The organism is Streptomyces sp. NPDC001219 (assembly GCF_053597915.1).
Genome location: NZ_JBSFJF010000051.1, coordinates 13,496 through 33,635 on the forward strand (window position 1 = coordinate 13,496; position 20,140 = coordinate 33,635).

Consider the following 20,140-nt stretch of genomic DNA (forward strand, 5'->3'; position numbering starts at 1 on the left):
CGGGATCACTGCGCGTCACAACCCGCCACCCCGAACTTCCTTACGGGCGGGGATCGATGGGAGTGAGGACCCCGAGCCGGCGCTCCACCGCCTCGGCCGCCTCCAGACAGAGGTCCTCCCGGTAGGAGCGCCCGATCAGCTGCACTCCGTACGGGAGCCCGTCCACGACGCCGGTGGGCACGGCCACCGCGGGCACCCCGACGAAACTGGTCGCGGTGCACAGCCGCAACGCGTCCTGGACCCGTCCATGGCTCTCCGCGTCCCGCGCCTCCTCCCCCGGCGTGAACGGCGGATCGGTGAACACCGGCCCCAGGACCAGCGGATACGCGCCCAGAAAGGCCGCCCAGTCCCGCTGGATGCCCATCCGTACCCCGGTCAGCCGCAGGTACTCCGGCAGGTCCACGGGGCCCGACCTGGCCATCCCCCACTCGACATAACGGTGCCCTCCCTCCCCGAGCAGCGGCTTGACCACCGGCCAGGTGGTGGCGAACTCCGTGAGCGTCATCCGAGCGTAGACCTCGAGGGCGTCGTCCAGCCGCGGCACGTCCGCCACTTCGCACACCTCGTACCCCGCGTCCCGCAGCGCGTCCGCCGCGCTCTCCACGGCCCGGCGCACCACCGGATGCACACCACGGCCCCCGGGGTCCGTCACCATCGCCACCTTGAGCGGACGCGCCGGCGGCGCCCCGTAGGGCGGCACCGGTACGGCCCGCGGGTCGCGCGGATCGGCCCCGGCCAGTACCTCGTGGGCGAGCCGCAGATCATCGACGGTACGGGCCAGCGGGCCGTCGACCACGAGGAGCTGAGCGGCTAGCGCGGGGTCGTCCGGGCCGATGCGGTGGTCGGCGGCGTACCGCCCGTAGGTCGGCTTCAGACCCGCGACACCACAGAAGGAAGCGGGAAGCCGCACCGAACCGCCGGAGTCGTTGCCGAGCCCGAGCGGGGCCATGCCGACCGCCACGGCCGCACCGTCGCCGCCACTGCTGCCGCCCGGCGTGACGGCGGTGCTCCAGGGGTTCACGGTGTCCCCGAACAGCTCGCTGCGGGTGTGGATACCGGCCAGGATGAGCGTCGGCATGTTGCTGTGTCCGACGGGGATGCCGCCCGCCGCGCGCAGCCGCGCCACCGGGGGCGCATCGGAGCGCGCGACGAAGTCATGGAAGCGCTCCGCGCCGTAGGTCGTCGGCACCCCCTCGATGGCCGTGGTCTCCTTCACCGTGAACGGGACACCGGCCAGTGGTCCCAGCTCGGCGCCCGCCACGCGCCGGCGGTCGACCTCCGCCGCCTCGTCCCGCGCCCGCTCGGCGAGCAGTTGGGTCACGGCGTTGACGGACGGGTTGACCTCGGCGATCCGCTCCAGATGCGCCTCGACCAGCTCCCCCGCCGACACCTCGCCGGTGCGTACCGCCGCCGCCTGGGCGCGGGCCGTCATCCTCCACAGCGCGTTGCGCATGTCCTCCCCCTCGTGTGGCGCCGGCCGGCCCTTCCGGGCACCCGGAAACCGGTATCCGGCGCCGTTCCGACGTTCCGATGCACTTGCATCGCTTCGACATCGTAACCTTGTCACCGATACACACGCATCGGATAACCGGAGTGCGGGACATGCCCAGACAGGTCGACCACGAGAGCCGTCGCCGGCAGATCGCCGAAGCGGTGTGCCAACTCGCCGACGAGAGCGGCCTGGAGGGCGTCACGCTCCGCGACGTGGCGGCCCGCGCGCGGGTGTCCATGGGGGCCGTCCAGCGCTGCTTCGGCACCAAGGAGGAGATGCTGGTCTTCGCGCTCGGCCACATCGGCGAACGGATCACCGCGCGGGTGTCCGCCCGGCTGACCGCCTCACCCGCCCAGTCGGCCCGTACGGCCCTGGGGCACGCCGCGACCGAGGTGTCGCTGGTCGAGGAGGAACATCGCGCCGAGGCGCGGGTCTGGCTGGCCTTCGTGGCCCAGGCCGCCGTCAGCCCGCCCCTGGCCGGAATTCTGCGTGCCAACTACGCCGGTCTGCGGACGATGTTCGCGCGGCTGATCGCGGAGGCGTCGGACACCGCCGCCCCGGACCGCGCGGCCCGTACGCTCCTCGCCCTGGCCGACGGCCTCACCACCCACGTCCTGATCGGCCACCTCTCCCCCGCCGAGGCTCTCGACGTACTGGACGGCCAGCTCAACCGCCTCTGGGACGAGCGGACTCACTGAGCCGAGCCGTCCACCCCCTTGGCCGGACGGCGCTTTTCAGCCACCCGATTCCCCGGCAAACCACGTGTGACCAGGGGCAGTTCACTCCGCCCCCGGGTCGCTGGACGTGGCACGATGGTCAGCCAACGGGAAGTCCTGGGGAGCTGCCACGTGGCCGTGCCGGCCGCGCCACGGCACCCGGGAGATGACGGGAGGGACGTCCGGTGAGCACGCTCAGCAAAGGCATCGAGAAGGTCGAGGTAACGCTCAAGTGGGACCCGAGCCCCATCGGGACACCGGACAACGACCTCGACATCGTCGCGGCGACCTACACGGCCGACGCGCCGCACGGTGACCCGGCCTATCTGGTGCACTTCGACAGCCGGTCGCCCGACGGGACCATCACCCTCAACCGGGACAGCAGGACCGGCCAGGGTTTCGGTTTCGACGAGATCATGACGCTGGAGCTGCACCGGCTGGCCGAGAGCTACACCCGGGTGATCGTGGGAGTCGCCATCCAGCAGGGCGAGGGCCGCAAGGTCTTCGGCGATGTCGGGAACACCGCGGTACGCATCCGCGAGGGGTACACCGACCTGGTGGAGCACGACTTCACCGAGGTCCCGGGGGCGACCGCCGCGACGGTCGCCGAGTTCGTCCGGGACGAGGCGGGGCAGTGGCGTTTCCACTCGGCGCTCCGGGGATTCGACGCCGACCCGCACACGTTCACCGCGGAGATGGGCCGCTGACGGGCGGGTAGTACGAAGTGGCGGCGAGCCCGTGGGGCGGCGGCGAGGGGAGACGCCCCTCTGCCGCCTTCCCCGGGCGGGGCCCCATGGGGCCCCGACTGCGCGCCGCCCCCAGCGGCCCCGCTCAGGCCGCCCCCACCCGCGCTCCGGAAGGGCCGGCAGGCTCCCCGGACGGATCGAGGAGCTTCCGGCGCAGCCTCGCGACCATCTCGTCGTCGACGCCCAGCAGACCGCTGAGGTAACCCCGCACGGAGCCGTGCTGTCGTGTCAGAGCGGCGAGGAACCGGCGCATCACCTCGGCGGGCGCCCGGCCGTATCCGGGCCAGACCGGTTCCTGACCGGGGTGCTCGGCCCGCCAGTCCGCGAGGAGGCGCTCGGTGGCCCGCTCGGTGAGGGTGAAGTCCTCGATGATGTCGGCCTCCGGCACTCCCAGGACGGCCAGGACGAGTGCGGCGAGCAGACCGGTGCGGTCCTTGCCGGACGCGCAGTGGAACACCACAGGGCCGTCCGCGGCGGCGATCACTTCGAGCGCCTGCCGTAGTTCCCCGACGCCGTCGTGGGCGACCTCCAGGTAGCGCTCGGCGAGGAACGGGCCGGTTTCCACCCCGGGGCCGAGGCTCGGCTGGTCGTAGGGCCGGTGCTCGATGCTGAGGTTGTGGTAGCGGAAGGACGGGTGCACGGGGATACGGCCCTTGGCGTCGATCTCCCACGGATAACGCAGGTCGATGACCGTGCCGATGCCCAGACCGAGGAAGCGTGTCCAGTCCTCGCCCCGCAGCTTGCCCAGCGAGTCGGAGCGGAACAGCCGGCCGCCTCGTACCGTCCGGCCGTCCGCGCTGCGATAGCCGCCCAGGTCACGGAAGTTGTGCAGTCGCTCGAAAGCCAGGTGTCTGTTCACAACGCGGCACCCTATGGCCGCAACCACGGCGGGCACCACGGCAAAAGAGGGTGCCGACCGGTGGTCGGCACCCTCTCTCACATACGGCGCGGCACCCTCAGTGGAAGCCGCTCACGCCTCGGACGCCCGTCCGCTCGTGATCAGCTGCACCCGCTGGTGGAGCCGCAGCCCTCGCACAGGTAGCAGCTGCCGGCCCGCTGCATCTTCGTCCCGCAGGAGAAGCACAGGGGGGCGTCGGCGTTGATGCCGAGCTGCATCTCGACGAGTTCGGCGTTGGTGTGCGCCTGCTTCGGGGCCGGGGCGGCGGCCTCCTCGACGATCTTCGCCGACGGGGTGGACTCCGTCTGGCGGGGCGCCGACTGGGCCAGGCCCTCGACGTCGACCTCGTCCTCGGACGGCTCGTACGAACCGGTCTCCAGGTGGCGCTGGCGCTCCTCGACGGAGTGGATGCCGAGCGCCGAGCGGGTCTCGAACGGCAGGAAGTCCAGCGCCAGGCGGCGGAAGATGTAGTCGACGATCGACTGCGCCATCCGCACGTCCGGGTCATCCGTCATACCGGCCGGCTCGAAGCGCATGTTGGTGAACTTCGAGACGTAGGTCTCCAGCGGCACGCCGTACTGGAGGCCCACGGACACCGCGATGGAGAAGGCGTCCATCATGCCCGCGAGGGTCGAGCCCTGCTTGGACATCTTCAGGAAGACCTCACCGAGACCGTCGTCCGGGTAGGAGTTGGCGGTCATGTAGCCCTCGGCGCCACCGACCGTGAAGGACGTGGTGATGCCGGGACGGCCCTTGGGGAGGCGGTTGCGGACCGGGCGGTACTCGACGACCTTCTTCTCGGCGACCGGCTCGGCCTTCTTCTCCTCCTCCTTCTTCTTGGCGGAGAGCGGCTGGCCGACCTTGCAGTTGTCGCGGTAGATCGCGAGCGCCTTCAGGCCGAGCTTCCAGCCCTCGAAGTAGACCTCCTCGATCTCCTCGACGGTGGCCGTCTCCGGGACGTTGACCGTCTTGGAGATCGCACCGGAGAGGAAGGGCTGCGCGGCGGCCATCATGCGCACATGGCCCATGGCGGAGATCGAGCGCACGCCCATGGCGCAGTCGAAGACCTCGTAGTGCTCGGTCTTCAGGGCCGGGGCGTCGACGACATTGCCGTGGTCGGCGATGTGGGCGACGATCGCCTCGACCTGCTCGGGCTGGTAGCCGAGCCGCTTGAGCGCCTTGGGGACCGTGTTGTTCACGATCTGCATGGAGCCGCCGCCGACCAGCTTCTTGAACTTCACCAGCGCCAGGTCCGGCTCGACGCCCGTGGTGTCGCAGTCCATCATCAGGCCGATGGTGCCGGTCGGGGCCAGCACGGAGGCCTGGGCGTTGCGGAAGCCGTTCTTCTCGCCGAGGCGCAGCACGTCCTGCCAGGCCTCGGTGGCCGCCGCCCACACCGGGTTGTCCAGGTCGTCCATGCGCACCGCGGTGCCGTTGGCGTCCGAGTGCTGCTTCATGACGCGCTTGTGGGCGTCCGCGTTACGGGCGTAGCCGTCGTACGGGCCGACGACCGCGGCCAGCTCGGCGGAGCGCTTGTAGGAGGTGCCGGTCATCAGGGAGGTGATGGCACCGGCCAGCGCGCGGCCGCCGTCGGAGTCGTAGGCGTGGCCGGTGGCCATCAGCAGGGCGCCGAGGTTGGCGTAGCCGATGCCCAGCTGGCGGTAGGCGCGGGTGGTCTCACCGATCTTCTCGGTGGGGAAGTCGGCGAAGCAGATGGAGATGTCCATCGCCGTGATGACCAGCTCGACGACCTTGGCGAAGCGCTCGGCGTCGAAGGACTGGTTGCCCAGGTCGTCGTCGCGCAGGAACTTCAGGAGGTTGAGCGAGGCGAGGTTGCACGAGGAGTTGTCCAGGTGCATGTACTCGCTGCACGGGTTGGACGCGGTGATCCGGCCCGACTCCGGCGAGGTGTGCCAGTGGTTGATGGTGTCGTCGTACTGGATGCCGGGGTCGGCGCACGCCCAGGCGGCCTCCGCCATCTTGCGGAAGAGGCCCTTGGCGTCGACCTCCTCGATGACCTCGCCGTTCATCCGGCCGCGCAGCCCGAACTTCGAGCCGGACTCGACGGCCTTCATGAACTCGTCGTTCACACGGACCGAGTTGTTGGCGTTCTGGTACTGGACGGACGTGATGTCGTCGCCGCCCAGGTCCATGTCGAAGCCCGCGTCGCGCAGCGCGCGGACCTTCTCCTCCTCCTTCACCTTGGTCTCGATGAAGGCCTCGACGTCCGGGTGGTCCACATCCAGGACGACCATCTTGGCCGCACGGCGGGTGGCGCCGCCCGACTTGATCGTTCCGGCGGACGCGTCGGCGCCGCGCATGAAGGAGACCGGGCCGGAGGCGTTGCCGCCGGAGGAGAGCAGCTCCTTGGAGGAGCGGATACGGGAGAGGTTCAGGCCGGCGCCGGAGCCGCCCTTGAAGATCATCCCCTCTTCCTTGTACCAGTCGAGGATCGACTCCATGGAGTCGTCGACGGAGAGGATGAAGCAGGCGCTGACCTGCTGCGGCTGCTGGGTGCCGACGTTGAACCACACCGGCGAGTTGAAGCTGAAGACCTGGTGGAGCAGGGCGTAGGCCAGCTCGTGCTCGAAGATCTCGGCGTCCGCCGGGGAGGCGAAGTAGCCGTTCTCCTCGCCGCTCTTCCGGTAGGTCTTGACCACCCGGTCGATGAGCTGCTTCAGGCTCGCCTCACGGGTCGGGGAGCCCACCGCACCACGGAAGTACTTGCTCGTGACGATGTTGACCGCGTTCACCGACCAGAACTCGGGGAACTCGACGCCACGCTGCTCGAAGTTGACCGAGCCGTCGCGCCAGTTGGTCATGACGACGTCACGAGACGCCCACTCCACCTCGTCGTACGGATGCACGCCGGGTGTGGTGTGGATGCGCTCGATACGCAGACCCTTGCTCGCCTTGCTGCCCTTGGCGCGGGAGCCTCGTGCCGGGCCGCTCGTCGTCTCTGTCATGCCGCCTCCCTGTATACGGGCAAACGCCCATATGTGCGCACTCATTCCGTGGCACGGTGTATGTCTTTCTGCACCGGGGCGCCCTGCTCTCGCCCCGGTTCAGGTCCTGGATGCGCGCCGAGCTCAGTCGGCGGCGGTGGCGGGCACGGGAACGGCCGGGCCGCCGGCCTCCCCGTCGCTCCCGCATTCCTGCCCGGGCGGTCCCTGCTCGCGCTGCTCACGCAGCTCGGCGATGGCCGCCTCGAAGTCCTCAAGTGAATCGAAGGCCCGGTAAACGGACGCGAAGCGCAGGTACGCGACGAGGTCGAGTTCCTGCAGCGGGCCCAGTATGGCGAGCCCGACGTCATGGGTGGACAGCTCGGCGCTGCCGGTGGCGCGCACCGCCTCCTCGACCCGCTGGCCGAGCTTGGCGAGGGCGTCCTCGGTGACCGGTCGGCCCTGGCACGCCTTGCGCACTCCCGCGATGACCTTGTTGCGGCTGAAGGGCTCGGTGACCCCGCTCCGCTTGATCACCATCAGCGACGCCGTCTCGATGGTCGTGAAACGGCGGGAGCAGTCGGGGCACTGACGTCGCCGGCGGATCGCCGTCCCGTCATCCGTGGTGCGGCTGTCGACGACGCGGCTGTCCGGGTGCCTGCAGAAGGGGCAGTGCATGGCTCCACCCTCCTCACCCTTTGATATACGGACGTACGTACGCCAACGAGCCCGGCGTACGGCGACAGACCTCCGGCCGGTCCGTACGGGCCCTTCGGAGCAGGCTCCAGCATAGGCGATTCCCGACCCCGCGAAGGACCAGGCACCACAACTTCTGGGTAACCGATCGCAGTCAACCACTACATGTGGTGCCGGGGCGCTTACATCCGCCTACCGCGTGTCGCGGCGGCGACGGGCCGGACGGTCGCCCACGAGAGTACGGGAAGCCACCCGGCCGGCGGCGCGGCGGGGCCGGGGTGACAGAATCGGCCGGGTCGGGACAGGTGACCCGCGAGGTCTCCGCACGGCGGCGGGACAGCTCGCCGGGCGACCGGAAATCCGGGCGGACACGCCCCGACGAGGACTCGAAAAGTCACTCGGCCATACACCCAGCCTCTTGATCCGGGTAGCAATCGGCGAATATTTCACTCGAACGTGTGTTTGGCGCAACCTTTCGAAAGCAACTACCGTTGGCTAACTAGGGAGAACATTTCGAGAGGGGCCGACGTGACCACCACCGCAGACAGCGCGACCATCACCGCACAAAGCCACTCCCAGAGCCGGTTCGAGCACCCGCAGAAAGCACAGCGGCCGATGGACGACGCCACGTCGGATTCCGAAGAGCAGAAGCCCGCCCGCGCCCTGCCCGGCAGGCCACCGGGTATCCGGGCCGACAGCTCCGGACTCACCGACCGCCAGCGCCGGGTGATCGAGGTGATCCGCGATTCCGTGCAGCGGCGGGGCTACCCGCCGTCCATGCGCGAGATCGGCCAGGCCGTCGGCCTGTCCAGCACCTCGTCCGTCGCCCACCAGCTCATGGCGCTCGAACGCAAGGGCTTCCTGCGCCGCGACCCGCACCGCCCCCGGGCGTACGAGGTACGCGGCTCGGACCAGACCAGCACCGCCGCGACGGAGACCGCGGGCAAGCCCGCCGCGTCCTACGTTCCGCTGGTCGGCCGGATCGCCGCCGGCGGCCCGATCCTCGCCGAGGAGTCGGTCGAGGACGTCTTCCCGCTCCCCCGCCAGCTCGTCGGCGACGGCGAACTCTTCGTGCTGAAGGTCGTCGGCGACTCCATGATCGAAGCCGCCATCTGTGACGGCGACTGGGTCACGGTCCGCCGCCAGCCGGTGGCCGAGAACGGTGACATCGTCGCCGCCATGCTGGACGGCGAGGCCACCGTCAAGCGCTTCAAGCGCGAGGACGGCCATGTGTGGCTGCTGCCGCACAACTCCGCGTACCAGCCGATCCCCGGAGACGAGGCGACCATCCTCGGCAAGGTGGTGGCGGTACTGCGCCGCGTCTGACCCACCGCTCACGACCGAGCCCCGGAACCACTGCGCCGGTTCCGGGGCTCTGCTTGTGTGGGTCTCCGTTCGGGCGCCCTGTGCCGGCGCCCGAACCAGAGGTGGCCGACGCCTAGGAGCCGGACTCCGCCGCCTTGGCCGCCGCGTCGATGGCGGCCAGCGAGCGGCGGACCTGGTTGCGGTCGGTCGTGTACCAGAACTCGGGCATCGACTTGCGGAGGAAGGAGCCGTAGCGAGCACGCTCCACCCGGGGGTCGAGGACGGCGACCACACCGCGGTCGCCCGTGGCGCGCACCAGTCGGCCGGCGCCCTGGGCCATCAGCAGGGCCGCGTGCGTCGCCGCGACCGCCATGAAGCCATTGCCGCCGTTTTCCTCCACGGCCTTCTGCCGGGCGCTCATCAGCGGATCGTCCGGACGCGGGAACGGCACCCGGTCCATCACCACCAGCTGGCAGTTCGCCCCCGGCACATCGACGCCCTGCCACAGGGAGAGGGTGCCGAACAGGCAGGTACGGGCGTCGTCGGCGAAGGCGCGGATCAGCTCGCCCAGGGTTTCCTCGCCCTGGAGGAGAATCGGCACGTCCAGCCGGCCGCGCAGCTCCTCCGCGGCGGCCTGGGCGGCACGCATCGAGGAGAAGAGGCCGAGGGTGCGGCCGCCCGCCGCCTCGATCAGCTCGGTGAGCTCATCGAGCATGTCCGTACGGCTGCCCTCCCGGCCCGGCTGGGCCAGATGCTTGGCGACGTACAGGATGCCCTGCTTCGAGTAGTCGAACGGGGAGCCGACGTCCAGGCCCTTCCAGGGCGGGACGTCCTCACCCTCCGTGCCCTCGGGAGCCAGGCCCAGGGAGGCGGCGACCCCGTTGAAGTCGCCGCCCAGCTTGAGAGTGGCGGAGGTCAGGGTCACCGAGCGGTCCTCGAAGAGCTTCTCGCGCAGCAGGCCCGAGACGGACAGCGGTGCCACCCGGAGCGAGGCGCCGAAGCGGTCATGGCGCTCGTACCAGACCACGTCGTACTCGGAGCCGTTGGCGATGCGCTCGGCGACGGCGTGGACGTTCTCCACCGAGGCGAGGGCCTGCTTGCGGACGGCGTCCTCGTCCTGGACCGACTTGTCGCGGGTGGAGCCGAGCGCCGAGATGACCGTACGGGCCGCGTCCCGCAGCGCCATCAGGCAGTAGCCGAGGTCCTCGGGGACCTCCTCCAGACGGCCGGGCAGAGCCAGCTCCATGAGGCGCTCGAAGGTCTCCGACGCCGTCTGGAGCTGGTCCGCGGCCTTCTCGTTGACGAGCTTGGCGGCGCGGCGGACGGCACGGTTGACCTGGCCGGGGGTGAGTTCGCCGGTGGCGACGCCGGTGACCCGGGAGACCAGCTCATGGGCCTCGTCGATGATCAGGACCTCGTGCTGCGGGAGGATCGGGGCGCCCTCGATCGCGTCGATGGCGAGCAGCGCGTGGTTGGTGACGACCACATCGGCGAGCTTGGCGCGCTCCCTGGCGGCCTCGGCGAAGCACTCCGCCCCGTACGCGCACTTCGAGGCGCCCAGACACTCCCGGGAGGAGACCGAGACCTGGCCCCAGGCGCGGTCGGAGACCCCGGGGGTCAGCGCGTCACGGTCGCCGGTCTCGGTCTCGTCCGCCCAGTCGCGCAGCCGCAGCAGGTCCTTGCCGAGCTTGCTGGTCGGTGTCGCCTGCTCGAAGACGTCGAAGAGGCCGTCCTCCTCTTCCTGCGGGACGCCCTCGTGGAGGCGGTGCAGGCACAGGTAGTTCGAGCGGCCCTTGAGCATCGCGAACTCGGGGCGGCGGCGCAGCAGCGGATGCAGGGCCTCGACCGTCCGCGGCAGATCACGCTCCACGAGCTGGCGCTGGAGCGCCAGGGTGGCGGTGGCGACGACCACTCTCTCGCCGTGCGCGAGCGCCGGGACCAGATAGCCGAGGGACTTGCCGGTGCCGGTGCCGGCCTGCACCAGCAGATGGGCCTGGTCGTCCACGGCCTCGGCGACGGCCTCGGCCATCGCCACCTGGCCGGGGCGCTCGGTGCCGCCGACGGCGGTCACGGCGGCGTGCAGGAGATCGGGGAGGGAGGGCTTCGTCATAGCCCTGCAAGCCTACGCGGGACCACTGACAGCCGGGTCCGTCACGGCATGTGGAGCGGATTGGGAACGGTGCCGTGGACCGCCGCGTGCGGCCGGTCGGTGCGGTCCCGGTAGCCGTCCACGTGCAGACGGTTGCGGTTCAGGCACAGCCGCGCGATCCGCGGGGTGAGCAGGTCGAAGGTCTCGTACCGCTCCTTGAGACCGGGGAAGCGTTCGTGGTGGCGCAGGATCTCCGCCCGGACGAGTGACCAGAACTCGCTCTCGGGCACGCCCAGTTGGTCAGCGCACAGCGGTGCGAGGTAGCGGAAGACGCCGACGAACAAGCCGGAGTGGATGAACTGGGTGAGGAAGGCGGGCGGTTCGGTCAGCAGCACCGCCCGTACGTCGTCCGGCATGGAGTCGTGCTCCGGGAGCGGGCGGGAGCTGGTGTTGACGTCGTCGACGAAGTCCTTCATCGCGAGGCGGGTGGGGACGTCGTGCTCGTCGAAGACGACGATGGCGTTCTCGCCGTGCGGGGAGAAGACCGTGCCGTAGCGGTAGAGGAAGTGCAGCAGCGGCGGCAGCAGCGCGGCGAACAGCCGGGCCAGCCAGGCGCGCGGGGCCAGCCCCGAGCGGCGCACCAGCTCCGCGGTCAGGGCGCGGCCCCGGGGGTCGGTCTGCAGCAGTGCGGCCAGGGTGCGGGCGCGTTCGCCGGGGTCCAGATAGCGGCTGACCGGCTCCCGCCAGATACAGCCGAGCAGCTCCTTGAACTGGTACGGGACGCCGGGCAGCCGGTCGTAGAGGGGGTGCTCGACGGTGACGGACGCGGTCTCGCCGAGCAGGATGACCCGGGTCTCGTCGCGCAGATAGGGGTCGGCGTCGCGCAGGCCGTGGACCCAGCGGGTGACGGCGGGCGCGGCGAGGGTGCGCTCGGTGGGCAGGCCGCGCCAGACGAGGGTGTTGAGGATGGACAGCGGCAGCTTGACCGTCCGGGCCTCGGGCCGGCTGAGGTTGAGGAAGGTGCGGATGGACTGCTGCGGCAGGCGGAGGTCGTTGTCAGTGGGCAGCGCGATGATGGATCTGTCCGCGAGCTGCGGGGCGAAGAGCGGGGCGATGGTCTCGTCCCATTGCCAGGGGTGCACGGGGAGATAGAGGTAGTCGGCGGGGTCGAGGCCCTCGTCGGCGATGGTGCGGGCGAAGGCGTGACGGGTGGCGGGGTCGAGTTCCTCGCCGTAGAGACGGTCGGGGGTGGCGAGGGTGGGGATACCGCGGTAGTGGGCGATGCCGTGGTGCGCGGCGAGCCAGGGCAGGCGCCGGGCGGTGCGGGCCTCGGGGGCCCAGGTCGCCGCGTCGGCGGCGGAGAAGCCGAGCCGGCCCTTGTTCGCGACGAGCCAGGGGTGGCCGGTCTGGTGGCCTTCGAGGGAGGCGTAGTCCAGGTCGGCGAGTTCGGCGGCGCTGAGCGCGGTGGCGTCGAGGCGGGTGTCGGCGGCGAGGGTGGCGGTCAGCTCGCGGATGAGGTGGCCGGTGGTGTCGCCGGACAGGCCCAGCACGGTGTCGTGGGCGTGGGTGAGGAAGCGGAAGGGGTCCGTGTCCGGGGTGATCGAAGCGGGGTCGACGCGCCAGTGGCCGTAGGCACCGCGCCGGGCGCGGAAGCGGTAGACGAGGGTGTCGGAGACCGGCAGGCGGTACTGCGGGGTGCCGTCGGGGGCGGTGCCGTCGGGCTCGGGGGTGAGGATCTCCTCGTAGGCGAACTCCGCCAGGGTCTTGGCGAACAGTCGGCGCGCGGCGTGCTGCCAGGCGCGGTGCGAGGGCTGGGGCTCAGGAGACAAGGCGGGACTCCTCGAAGCGGGACCGCCCCGGCTCGTACGGGGGACAACCGGGGCAGCGCGGTGGACGGCGGACCGGAGCGGGACCGTCGACGGACGGCCGCGGCGTCAGAGCAGGTGGCGGCGGGCGCGGTCGCGGACCATCAACGCCGCCCGTTTCGAGGGAAGTTCGATCTCCTCGGCGTAGTGGAAGCCGGCGCTCAGGAAGGCCGTGACGGAGGCGGTGTTGCGCAGATCGGGCTCGGCGACGACCCGTGTGCAGCGCGGGCGGTGGTCGAGGACGAGGTCGGCGGTGGCGCGCAGCAGGGTGCTGCCCAGCCCGCGTCCCCGGTCGCCGGACCCGCCGATGAGCAGATGGATGCCGGTGTCGTGGGGCCGGGCGGCGTAGTGGCGGGCGAGGGGGTCGAGGTCGGCGCGGTAGATCTCCCAGTAGCTCATCGGGACCCCGGCCAGCACCCCCAGGCAGGGCACGCTGCGGCCGTCGCCGTCGAGCTGCTCGCGCAGATGGGCGGCGGTGGTCTCCGGCGGGCCCGCCAGCTCCCAGAAGGCCGCGACGGCCGGGTCGTTCATCCAGCCCACGATCCGGTCGAGATCGCGCTCCGGCCGGACGGGCACCAGCGCGAACGGCCCGGCGGGGGTGTCGGCCGCGCCCCAGCCCGCCGGGTTGTCGAGCAGCGGGCCGGCTGCCGGGGCGCCCGGGGACCCCGGCGGCGGGCCGTCGTCGGCCGACGCGCGGCATTCCGGCGGCGGGGCCTGCAGGCCGAGGGGGCCGTCGGAGCCGAGGCTGCGGCCGGGTTCGGTGGGTGGCACGGCGACGCTCTCCTCTCGTGGCCGCGTGCCGCGTGGCCGTATGGGTCGCGGGGCGCCGGCGCCGGGGACTGGGTGCGGGGGTCTGCTGTCGGGGGTCGCGGTGGGCGGCTAGGGGGCGAGGGGGTTGGTCAGGGTGACGTAGACGGACTGGGTCTCGACCGGGCCGACGAGTTCGTCCAGGCCGCGCAGCCGGGTGGCCAGGTTGGCCTTGCAGCGCAGGGTGCGGGCGGCCAGGAGCTGTTCCGGCAGCGGCGAGCGGTGGGCCCGCGGGGCCGCGGCGGCGTCGGCGAGGAACCGACGGAAGGCGGCGAGCAGGATCTCCTCGCGGACCAGGTGCTGGGAGCCGAAGGCGCCGATGAGGCCGAGGACGTTGTTGATGCCGAGGTAGTAGGCGAAGCGTTCGTCGGTGACGTCGTCGGGCACGAAGGTGTCGCTGGCCACGCCGATGCCGGGCAGCCGTCGTTCCAGTTCGGCGCGGCGCGAGGTGCGGAAGTAGTAGCCCTGGTTGTCGCGGTAGCGGCCGCCGACCGGCCAGCCGTCGGGGTCCAGCAGGACCACGGTGTTCTGCTGGTGGGCCTCCAGCACGACGCCGGCCGTGCCGTCGAGCCACAGCACGGGCCGGACGACCGCCTCGAGGTAGCGCAGGAACCACTCGGTGGCCACCGCCCCCAGGGGACGGCCGGTGCGGGCGGCGAGTGTCTGGACGAGGTCCTCGAGCCGGGAGCGCGCTCCGGAGCGGCCGGGCCAGGGCCGGGGGGAGGTGAGGCCGGCGACGCAGACGGCGTCGTCGGTGGTGCTGAAGGGGTTGTGGCGGATGACGACGTCGAAGCCCTGGACGGGTGCGCCGTCGAGGCCGTCGACGGCGAGATAGGCCGGGTCCCGGACGATGTCGAAGCCGGGGTGGACGGTCTGCCACTGCTTGGCGAGGCCGGTGCGCAGCAGCCGGTGCACCTCGACCCCGCGGGCCAGTTCCTTACGGAGGTTCTCCCGGCGGGAGTTGGTGATGCGCAGCCCGAGGGAGAGCTTGAGCATGGCGTCCGCGCCGGGGCGGTAGACCGTACGGACGGAGGAGGTGGGGTGCCACAGCGGGCCGTGGGCGCCGAGGTCGTGCAGCAGACCGGCCTCGCGGAGGGCGAGGACGTCGGGGCGGTCGGCGAGTTCCCTGGCCTGCCAGGGGTGCAGCGGCAGCGCCACGGTGCCGTCGGGGAGCCGGCAGCCGCTTCCCGCGAGGTCCGCGGTGAGCCGCCCGGCCGCCACGGGCTTGCCGCGTTCGGTCCAGGCGGAGTCCGCGGCCAGCACGGAGCGGTGCACGGCCGTCCAGTGCAGCGGGAAGGCGCCGCGGAGTTCGGGCGAATAGGCGCGGGTCTCGGCGTCGGAGAGGCCTTCGCGGCTCTTGGGTGTGGGGTGCAGCGGGTGCCCGAGGAGGAGGGACTGTTCGGCTTCGAGGAAGAGGGCGCCGTGGTCGTCGGCGGGCCGGGCGCGCCGGTCGGTGAGGAAGGCGGCGACGTTACGGACGGAGTTGGCGACCCGGCCGACGAGTTCGGCGCCGTCGCCGTCCGGTGCCTGCTGCGGAGCGCCGTCCGGCTCCGGCTGTTCCCCGCCGTCCGCCACGCGGTGCTCACCGCCGTCGGAGGCCCGCCGGTCGCCGTGCGCGGCCTCCCGGCGCAGCAGTGCGGCGAGGGTGACGGCGTCCAGCGGGGCGGCGCCGGCCGGGGCGCCTTCGAGGGTGGGGGCGCCCAGGCGGTGCCAGCCGGTGGGTGACCAGTAGCGGACCGGGACGAGCAGGGCGCTCGCCGCGGCCTGCAGCGGGAGGCGGAGCCGTCCTTCGGCCGGGTGGTGGGTGCCGCTCTCCCTGATCCAGCAGCGCAGCAGGTGCTCGATGCCCGCGGCGTCGGCGGCGACGGCCGGGTCCGGGTGGTCGAGCGGGTCGTGGCCGCCGGTGCGGGCGCGGTCGTGCGGGCCGGGGGCGCCCTGGGGGACGGACCGGTCCGGGTGCTCGTGGGGCTGCTGGTGGCAGGTCTCGTCCGGGGCGCGGCGCTGCTGGCGCGGTACCGACTCGATGGTGCCCGCGCCCTGGTGGGCGGGGACCCGCTCGGCGGGCTGGCCGGCGTCGGGGCCGAGGTGTTCGTTCATGGGGTGGTGCCTCGCATGGTCGTGGGGGACGAGCCCGTCGGCCCGGGGGTGGTGCGGACCGCCGCCGCGATGGCGTCGGCGAGGCGGTCGAGGATCGCGTCCGCCTGTTCGTCGGTGATGGTCAGGGGTGGCAGCAGCCGGACGACGGCGGAGTGCCTGCCGCCCAGTTCGACGATCAGGCCGCGGTCCAGGCAGGCGTCGCGGACGGCGACGGCGAGTTCGGGGGCGGCGGGGCGGGCGCCGGTGGCATCGGCGTCGGCGTCGCGGTCGACGAGTTCGACGCCGAGCATCAGGCCGCGGCCGCGGACGTCGCCGATGCAGTCGTGGGCGGCGGCGAGGGAGTTGAGCCGGTCGAGCATCCGGGCGCCCAGCTCCCCGGCCCGCCGGTCGAGGCCGTTGGCCCGGACATGGGCGAGGGTGGCGGCGCCGGCGGCCATGGCGAGCTGGTTGCCGCGGAAGGTGCCGGCGTGCGCGCCGGGCTGCCAGGCGTCCAGCTCCTCGCGGTAGACGATCACGGCGAGCGGCAGGCTGCCGCCGATCGCCTTCGACAGCACGATCACGTCGGGCACGATGCCGCTGTGGTCGACCGCCCAGAAAGTGCCGGTGCGGCCGACCCCGGTCTGTACCTCGTCGACGATCAGCGGGATCTGCCGTTCCGCGGTGATCTCCCGCATCCGCCGCAGCCAGCTGTCCGGTGCGGGGATCACGCCGCCCTCGCCCTGGACGGGTTCCAGGATCATCCCGGCCGGGCGGGACACCCCGCTCTTGTGGTCGTCGAGCAGGCTCCGGGTCCAGCGCGCGGCGAGTTCGGCGCCGCGCTCGCCGCCGGTCCCGAAGGGGCAGCGGTAGTCGTACGGGTAGGGCAGCCGGACGACGCTGGTGTGCCGCGCTCCCCCGGAGGCGGCGAGCGCCTCCGAGGTCATGCCGTGGTAGGCGCCGGAGAAGGCCATCAGGCCGTCCCGTCCGGTCGCGGTGCGGACGAGTTTGAAGGCGGCCTCGACGGCGTCCGTGCCGGCCGGGCCGCAGAACTGGATGCGCGCGTTTTCGGCCAACTCCGCGGGCAGTGTGGCGAACAGCTCGGTGGTGAAGGCGTCCTTGACGGGCGTGGCCAGGTCGAGGACGTGCAGCGGCGCACCGGAGTCGAGGACCCTGCGGATCGCTTCGAGCACCACCGGATGGTTGTGGCCGAGCGCCAGCGTGCCGGCGCCGGAGAGACAGTCGAGATAGCGCCGGCCGTCGGCGCCCTCGATGGTGAGCCCGCGGGCGCGCACCGGGACGATGGGCAGCGAGCGCGCATAGGTGCGGGCGGCGGACTCACGCAGGGACTGACGGCGCAGAATCCCCTCGTGGGCCGGCGCCGCCGGCACGGTTTCGGTCAACGCCACGGCAGTTGTGTCCTCCTGCTGGTGAGCTGCGGAAGGCCGCGGGCCCCGCGAAGGGCCCGGCCGTCCCCGTCCGTACCAACGACGACGGCGACGCGAGATCACGGTTGCCACCAAGATCCTTGGCTGCCTGGAACCGGGGACCCGAGTACCGCCGTCCCCATCGTCACCGGCATAGTGGGGTGTTGCACCGGGATCTTGAGGTTCATGACAAAGAACGGGTCCGGTGTCCAGCAGACCGCGTCATCCCGGCTCAGTCCGATTCATCAGGGGGAACTCACCCATGCGATCCATACGTCGGCCAGTCCTGGCCGCCGCCGCTCTCACCGCCGTCATGGCGCTGACTGCCACCGGCTGCGGGCCGGAGGGCGACAACGCGGACGCCCAGCCCAGCCAGTCCGCGGCCCAGGACTCCACGGGCGGGGGTGACTTCAAGATTCCCCAGGATATCCAGGACAAGCTCAAGGAACACGGCGTCAACCTGGACAAGTGGAAGAACGGCGAGTGGAAGAACTGGGACCGGGACAAGTGGCTCCGCGAGGCCGGTGAGTTCATCAACCCGATCATCAAGGACTTCTGGGACAAGGACAAGATCGACAAGGTCAAGCCGCCCCAGGACCCCAGCAAGCCCGAGGACATCTCCGAGGACCAGGGCAAGACCGACCCCGAGCCCACCGCCGTCCCGGCCCGGGCCGTGAAGACCCCGTACACCTCCACCGCCCCCGGCGTGGGTCTGCTGCTGTTCAGCACCCCCGAGGGCGACTCGCGGTGCTCCGCCACCGTCGTCAAGGACCCGGCGCACCCCGGTAAGTCCAACCTGGTGTGGACCGCTGCGCACTGTGTGCACGCCGGCAAGAACGGCGGCTGGTACCGCAACATGATGTTCGTGCCGAACTTCAACAAGACCGGCGGCACCGCCGACCAGTTGAAGAGCAAGCCCTTCGAGGACCGGGTCCCGTCGGGCAAGTGGTGGGCGGACGACATGGCGACGTCCCAGCAGTGGATCAAGGCCGGCGGCGCCGTCCCGGGTGTCCCGATGGCTCCGTACGACTACGCGCTGATGCATGTGAAGCCGGAGCAGGGCACCGGCGGCAAGTCGCTGGAGGAGATGGCCGGCGGCGCCTACGAGGTCGACTTCAACGCCCCCGCGATGGCGAAGATCCCGAGCCTGACCGCACAGGGCTACCCGGCCGAGGCGCCCTTCGACGGTGCGGCGCAGCAGCAGTGCACCGACAAGCCGACCCGGCTGTCGATGGACGACCGGAAGCCGACCATGTACCGGATCGGCTGCACCATGACCGGCGGTTCCTCCGGTGGCCCCTGGTTCGCCAAGGGCTCGGACGGCAAGCAGGTGCTGATCTCCAACATGTCGATGGGCCCGCGTCCGGCCCGCTGGTCGGCCGGTCCGCACCTGGGTCCCGAGGCCAAGACGCTCTTCGACAACATGAGCAAGAAGTGGGCGGCCAAGCAGTAGCCGCCCGGGGCGGGTGGTGCCCGGTCGGCACCGCCCGCCCCTGAACGGAACGAAGGCCCGCCCCCGGTCTCCCGGGGGCGGGCCTTTCGCTTCGCTGTCCTACGGGGCGGTCAGGCCGCCGGCACGAACGGCTGGAACTCCGCGGCCAGTTCCTCGTGCACCCGCGCCTTGAGGACCGTGCCCTCGGCGGTGTGCTCCTCGGAGATGACCTCGCCCTCGGCGTGGGCCCGCGAGACCAGGGCGCCCTGGGTGTAGGGCACCAGCACCTCGATCTCGACCTGCGGCCGGGGCAGTTCCTCGTCGAGCAGGGCCAGCAGCTCCGCCATGCCCTGGCCGGTACGGGCCGAGACGGCGAGGGCGTGCTTCTCCTGGCGCAGCAGTCGCTGGAGCACCAGCGGATCGGCCGCGTCGGCCTTGTTGACGACCACGATCTCGGGCACGTCCGTGGCACCGACCTCGCGGATCACCTCGCGTACCGCGGCCAGCTGCTCCTCCGGCACCGGGTGCGAGCCGTCGACCACGTGCAGGATGAGGTCGGACTCGCCGACCTCCTCCATCGTGGAGCGGAACGCCTCGACGAGGTGGTGCGGGAGGTGGCGGACGAAGCCGACGGTGTCGGCGAGGGTGTAGAGCCGTCCGCTGGGTGTCTCGGCCCGCCGGACGGTCGGGTCCAGGGTGGCGAACAGCGCGTTCTCCACCAGGACACCGGCGCCGGTCAGGCGGTTGAGCAGGGACGACTTACCGGCGTTGGTGTAGCCGGCGATGGCGACCGAGGGGACCTTGTTGCGCCGGCGCTCCTGGCGCTTGATGTCCCGGCCGGTCTTCATCTCCGCGATCTCCCGGCGCATCTTCGCCATCTTCTCGCGAATCCGCCGCCGGTCGGTCTCGATCTTGGTCTCACCGGGACCACGGGTGGCCATACCGCCGCCCGCCGAACCGGAGCCACCGCCACCCATCTGCCGGGAGAGCGACTGGCCCCAGCCACGGAGCCTGGGGAGCATGTACTGCATCTGCGCCAGCGCGACCTGCGCCTTGCCCTCCCGGGACTTGGCGTGCTGGGCGAAGATGTCGAGGATCAGGGCGGTCCGGTCGACCACCTTGACCTTGACGACGTCCTCGAGGTGGATCAGCTGGCCCGGGGACAGCTCACCGTCACACACCACGGTGTCCGCCCCGGATTCGAGCACGATGTCCCGCAGCTCCAGGGCCTTGCCCGAGCCGATGTAGGTGGCCGGGTCGGGCTTGTCACGGCGCTGGATGACGCCGTCGAGCACCAGCGCGCCGGCGGTCTCGGCGAGGGCGGCGAGCTCCGCGAGGGAGTTCTCCGCCTCCTGGACCGTGCCGGTGGTCCAGACACCGACGAGTACCACCCGCTCCAGGCGGAGCTGGCGGTACTCGACCTCGGTGACGTCCTCGAGTTCGGTGGAAAGGCCCGCTACACGGCGTAGTGCGGCACGTGCGGAGCGGTCGTACTGGTCGCCGTCACGCTCCCCGTCGATCTCGTGGCTCCAGGCGACGTCCTCTTCCATCAGGGCGTTGGCCCGAAGGCTCTCGGGGAGGCGCTGCCGGTCCTGCGGAAGGGAAGAAGAGGAGGTCATTTGATCCTTCGCGTCGTTGGGAAGCCCGCACGG

At 71.6% G+C, this 20,140-nt stretch carries 14 protein-coding genes; 4 read left to right on the top strand and 10 right to left on the bottom strand.

Translation table 11 applies throughout. The annotated features are described in order from the left end of the window. Positions 1–40: 40 nt before the first annotated feature. A complete protein-coding gene (locus tag ACWC9R_RS27150; protein WP_450735348.1) occupies positions 41–1,453 on the bottom strand; it encodes an amidase in 1,413 nt (470 codons plus the stop codon). Positions 1,454–1,602: 149 nt separating this feature from the next. Here ACWC9R_RS27150 and ACWC9R_RS27155 point away from each other — a divergent pair, with 149 nt between their 5' ends. Both ACWC9R_RS27155 and ACWC9R_RS27160 read left to right on the top strand, forming a co-directional pair. Next, on the top strand, positions 1,603–2,190 hold the full coding sequence (locus ACWC9R_RS27155) for a TetR/AcrR family transcriptional regulator (RefSeq protein WP_450735350.1): 588 nt from the start codon (positions 1,603–1,605) through the stop codon (positions 2,188–2,190). Positions 2,191–2,393: 203 nt separating this feature from the next. Next, a complete protein-coding gene (locus ACWC9R_RS27160; RefSeq protein ID WP_450735351.1) occupies positions 2,394–2,915 on the top strand; it encodes a TerD family protein in 522 nt (173 codons plus the stop codon). Positions 2,916–3,039: 124 nt separating this feature from the next. Here ACWC9R_RS27160 and ACWC9R_RS27165 read toward each other — a convergent pair whose 3' ends face one another. The 3 genes from ACWC9R_RS27165 to nrdR all read right to left on the bottom strand — a co-directional run bounded on the left by ACWC9R_RS27165 (position 3,040) and on the right by nrdR (position 7,472). Further along, positions 3,040–3,813, bottom strand: coding sequence for a tyrosine-protein phosphatase (locus ACWC9R_RS27165; RefSeq protein ID WP_450735352.1), 774 nt, complete (start codon positions 3,811–3,813; stop codon positions 3,040–3,042). Between the two features lie 140 nt (positions 3,814–3,953). Continuing rightward, positions 3,954–6,818: a vitamin B12-dependent ribonucleotide reductase gene (locus ACWC9R_RS27170; RefSeq protein WP_450735354.1), complete on the bottom strand. Its 2,865-nt coding sequence runs from the start codon at positions 6,816–6,818 to the stop codon at positions 3,954–3,956. Between the two features lie 123 nt (positions 6,819–6,941). After that, entirely contained in the window at positions 6,942–7,472 is a 531-nt protein-coding gene (nrdR, locus tag ACWC9R_RS27175; RefSeq protein WP_450735356.1) for a transcriptional regulator NrdR, read from the bottom strand. Between the two features lie 546 nt (positions 7,473–8,018). Here nrdR and lexA point away from each other — a divergent pair. Continuing rightward, the gene (gene lexA, locus ACWC9R_RS27180) at positions 8,019–8,816 is read left to right on the top strand and encodes a transcriptional repressor LexA (RefSeq protein WP_450735358.1); all 798 of its coding nucleotides are present in this window, start codon (positions 8,019–8,021) and stop codon (positions 8,814–8,816) included. Between the two features lie 112 nt (positions 8,817–8,928). On the opposite strand, the gene ACWC9R_RS27185 is transcribed toward lexA, so the two are convergent. From ACWC9R_RS27185 to ACWC9R_RS27205, 5 genes are all read right to left on the bottom strand, one after another. Beyond that, on the bottom strand, positions 8,929–10,905 hold the full coding sequence (locus tag ACWC9R_RS27185) for an ATP-dependent DNA helicase (protein WP_450735359.1): 1,977 nt from the start codon (positions 10,903–10,905) through the stop codon (positions 8,929–8,931). Between the two features lie 41 nt (positions 10,906–10,946). Next, on the bottom strand, positions 10,947–12,713 hold the full coding sequence (locus ACWC9R_RS27190; protein WP_450735361.1) for an IucA/IucC family protein: 1,767 nt from the start codon (positions 12,711–12,713) through the stop codon (positions 10,947–10,949). Positions 12,714–12,818: 105 nt separating this feature from the next. Further along, positions 12,819–13,520 (bottom strand): GNAT family N-acetyltransferase, encoded by a 702-nt coding sequence (locus ACWC9R_RS27195; protein WP_450735363.1) that lies wholly within the window; start codon positions 13,518–13,520, stop codon positions 12,819–12,821. Positions 13,521–13,628: 108 nt separating this feature from the next. After that, on the bottom strand, positions 13,629–15,653 hold the full coding sequence (locus tag ACWC9R_RS27200; RefSeq protein WP_450735365.1) for an IucA/IucC family protein: 2,025 nt from the start codon (positions 15,651–15,653) through the stop codon (positions 13,629–13,631). Next, positions 15,650–17,038 carry a diaminobutyrate--2-oxoglutarate transaminase family protein gene (locus tag ACWC9R_RS27205; protein WP_450735367.1) on the bottom strand — a complete coding sequence of 463 codons (1,389 nt, stop codon included), beginning with the start codon at positions 17,036–17,038 and terminating at the stop codon, positions 15,650–15,652. The genes ACWC9R_RS27200 and ACWC9R_RS27205 overlap by 4 nt, the downstream gene beginning before the upstream one ends. Positions 17,039–17,318: 280 nt before the next feature. Here ACWC9R_RS27205 and ACWC9R_RS27210 point away from each other — a divergent pair, with 280 nt between their 5' ends. Next, on the top strand, positions 17,319–18,509 hold the full coding sequence (locus ACWC9R_RS27210; RefSeq protein ID WP_450735369.1) for a trypsin-like serine peptidase: 1,191 nt from the start codon (positions 17,319–17,321) through the stop codon (positions 18,507–18,509). A gap of 110 nt (positions 18,510–18,619) precedes the next feature. Here ACWC9R_RS27210 and hflX read toward each other — a convergent pair whose 3' ends face one another. Next, positions 18,620–20,107, bottom strand: a complete 1,488-nt coding sequence (hflX, locus tag ACWC9R_RS27215) for a GTPase HflX (protein WP_450735370.1) — start codon at positions 20,105–20,107, stop codon at positions 18,620–18,622. Positions 20,108–20,140: the final 33 nt, after the last annotated feature.

What these genes read in the sequence shown, in the direction of transcription:
- ACWC9R_RS27170 (WP_450735354.1), bottom strand. Translation starts at nt 6,818, where the DNA reads ATGACAGAGACGACGAGCGGCCCGGCACGAGGCTCCCGCGCCAAGGGC.
- ACWC9R_RS27200 (WP_450735365.1), bottom strand. Translation starts at nt 15,653, where the DNA reads ATGAACGAACACCTCGGCCCCGACGCCGGCCAGCCCGCCGAGCGGGTC.
- ACWC9R_RS27155 (WP_450735350.1), top strand. Translation starts at nt 1,603, where the DNA reads ATGCCCAGACAGGTCGACCACGAGAGCCGTCGCCGGCAGATCGCCGAA.
- nrdR (WP_450735356.1), bottom strand. Translation starts at nt 7,472, where the DNA reads ATGCACTGCCCCTTCTGCAGGCACCCGGACAGCCGCGTCGTCGACAGC.
- ACWC9R_RS27150 (WP_450735348.1), bottom strand. Translation starts at nt 1,453, where the DNA reads ATGCGCAACGCGCTGTGGAGGATGACGGCCCGCGCCCAGGCGGCGGCG.
- ACWC9R_RS27185 (WP_450735359.1), bottom strand. Translation starts at nt 10,905, where the DNA reads ATGACGAAGCCCTCCCTCCCCGATCTCCTGCACGCCGCCGTGACCGCC.
- hflX (WP_450735370.1), bottom strand. Translation starts at nt 20,107, where the DNA reads ATGACCTCCTCTTCTTCCCTTCCGCAGGACCGGCAGCGCCTCCCCGAG.
- ACWC9R_RS27210 (WP_450735369.1), top strand. Translation starts at nt 17,319, where the DNA reads ATGCGATCCATACGTCGGCCAGTCCTGGCCGCCGCCGCTCTCACCGCC.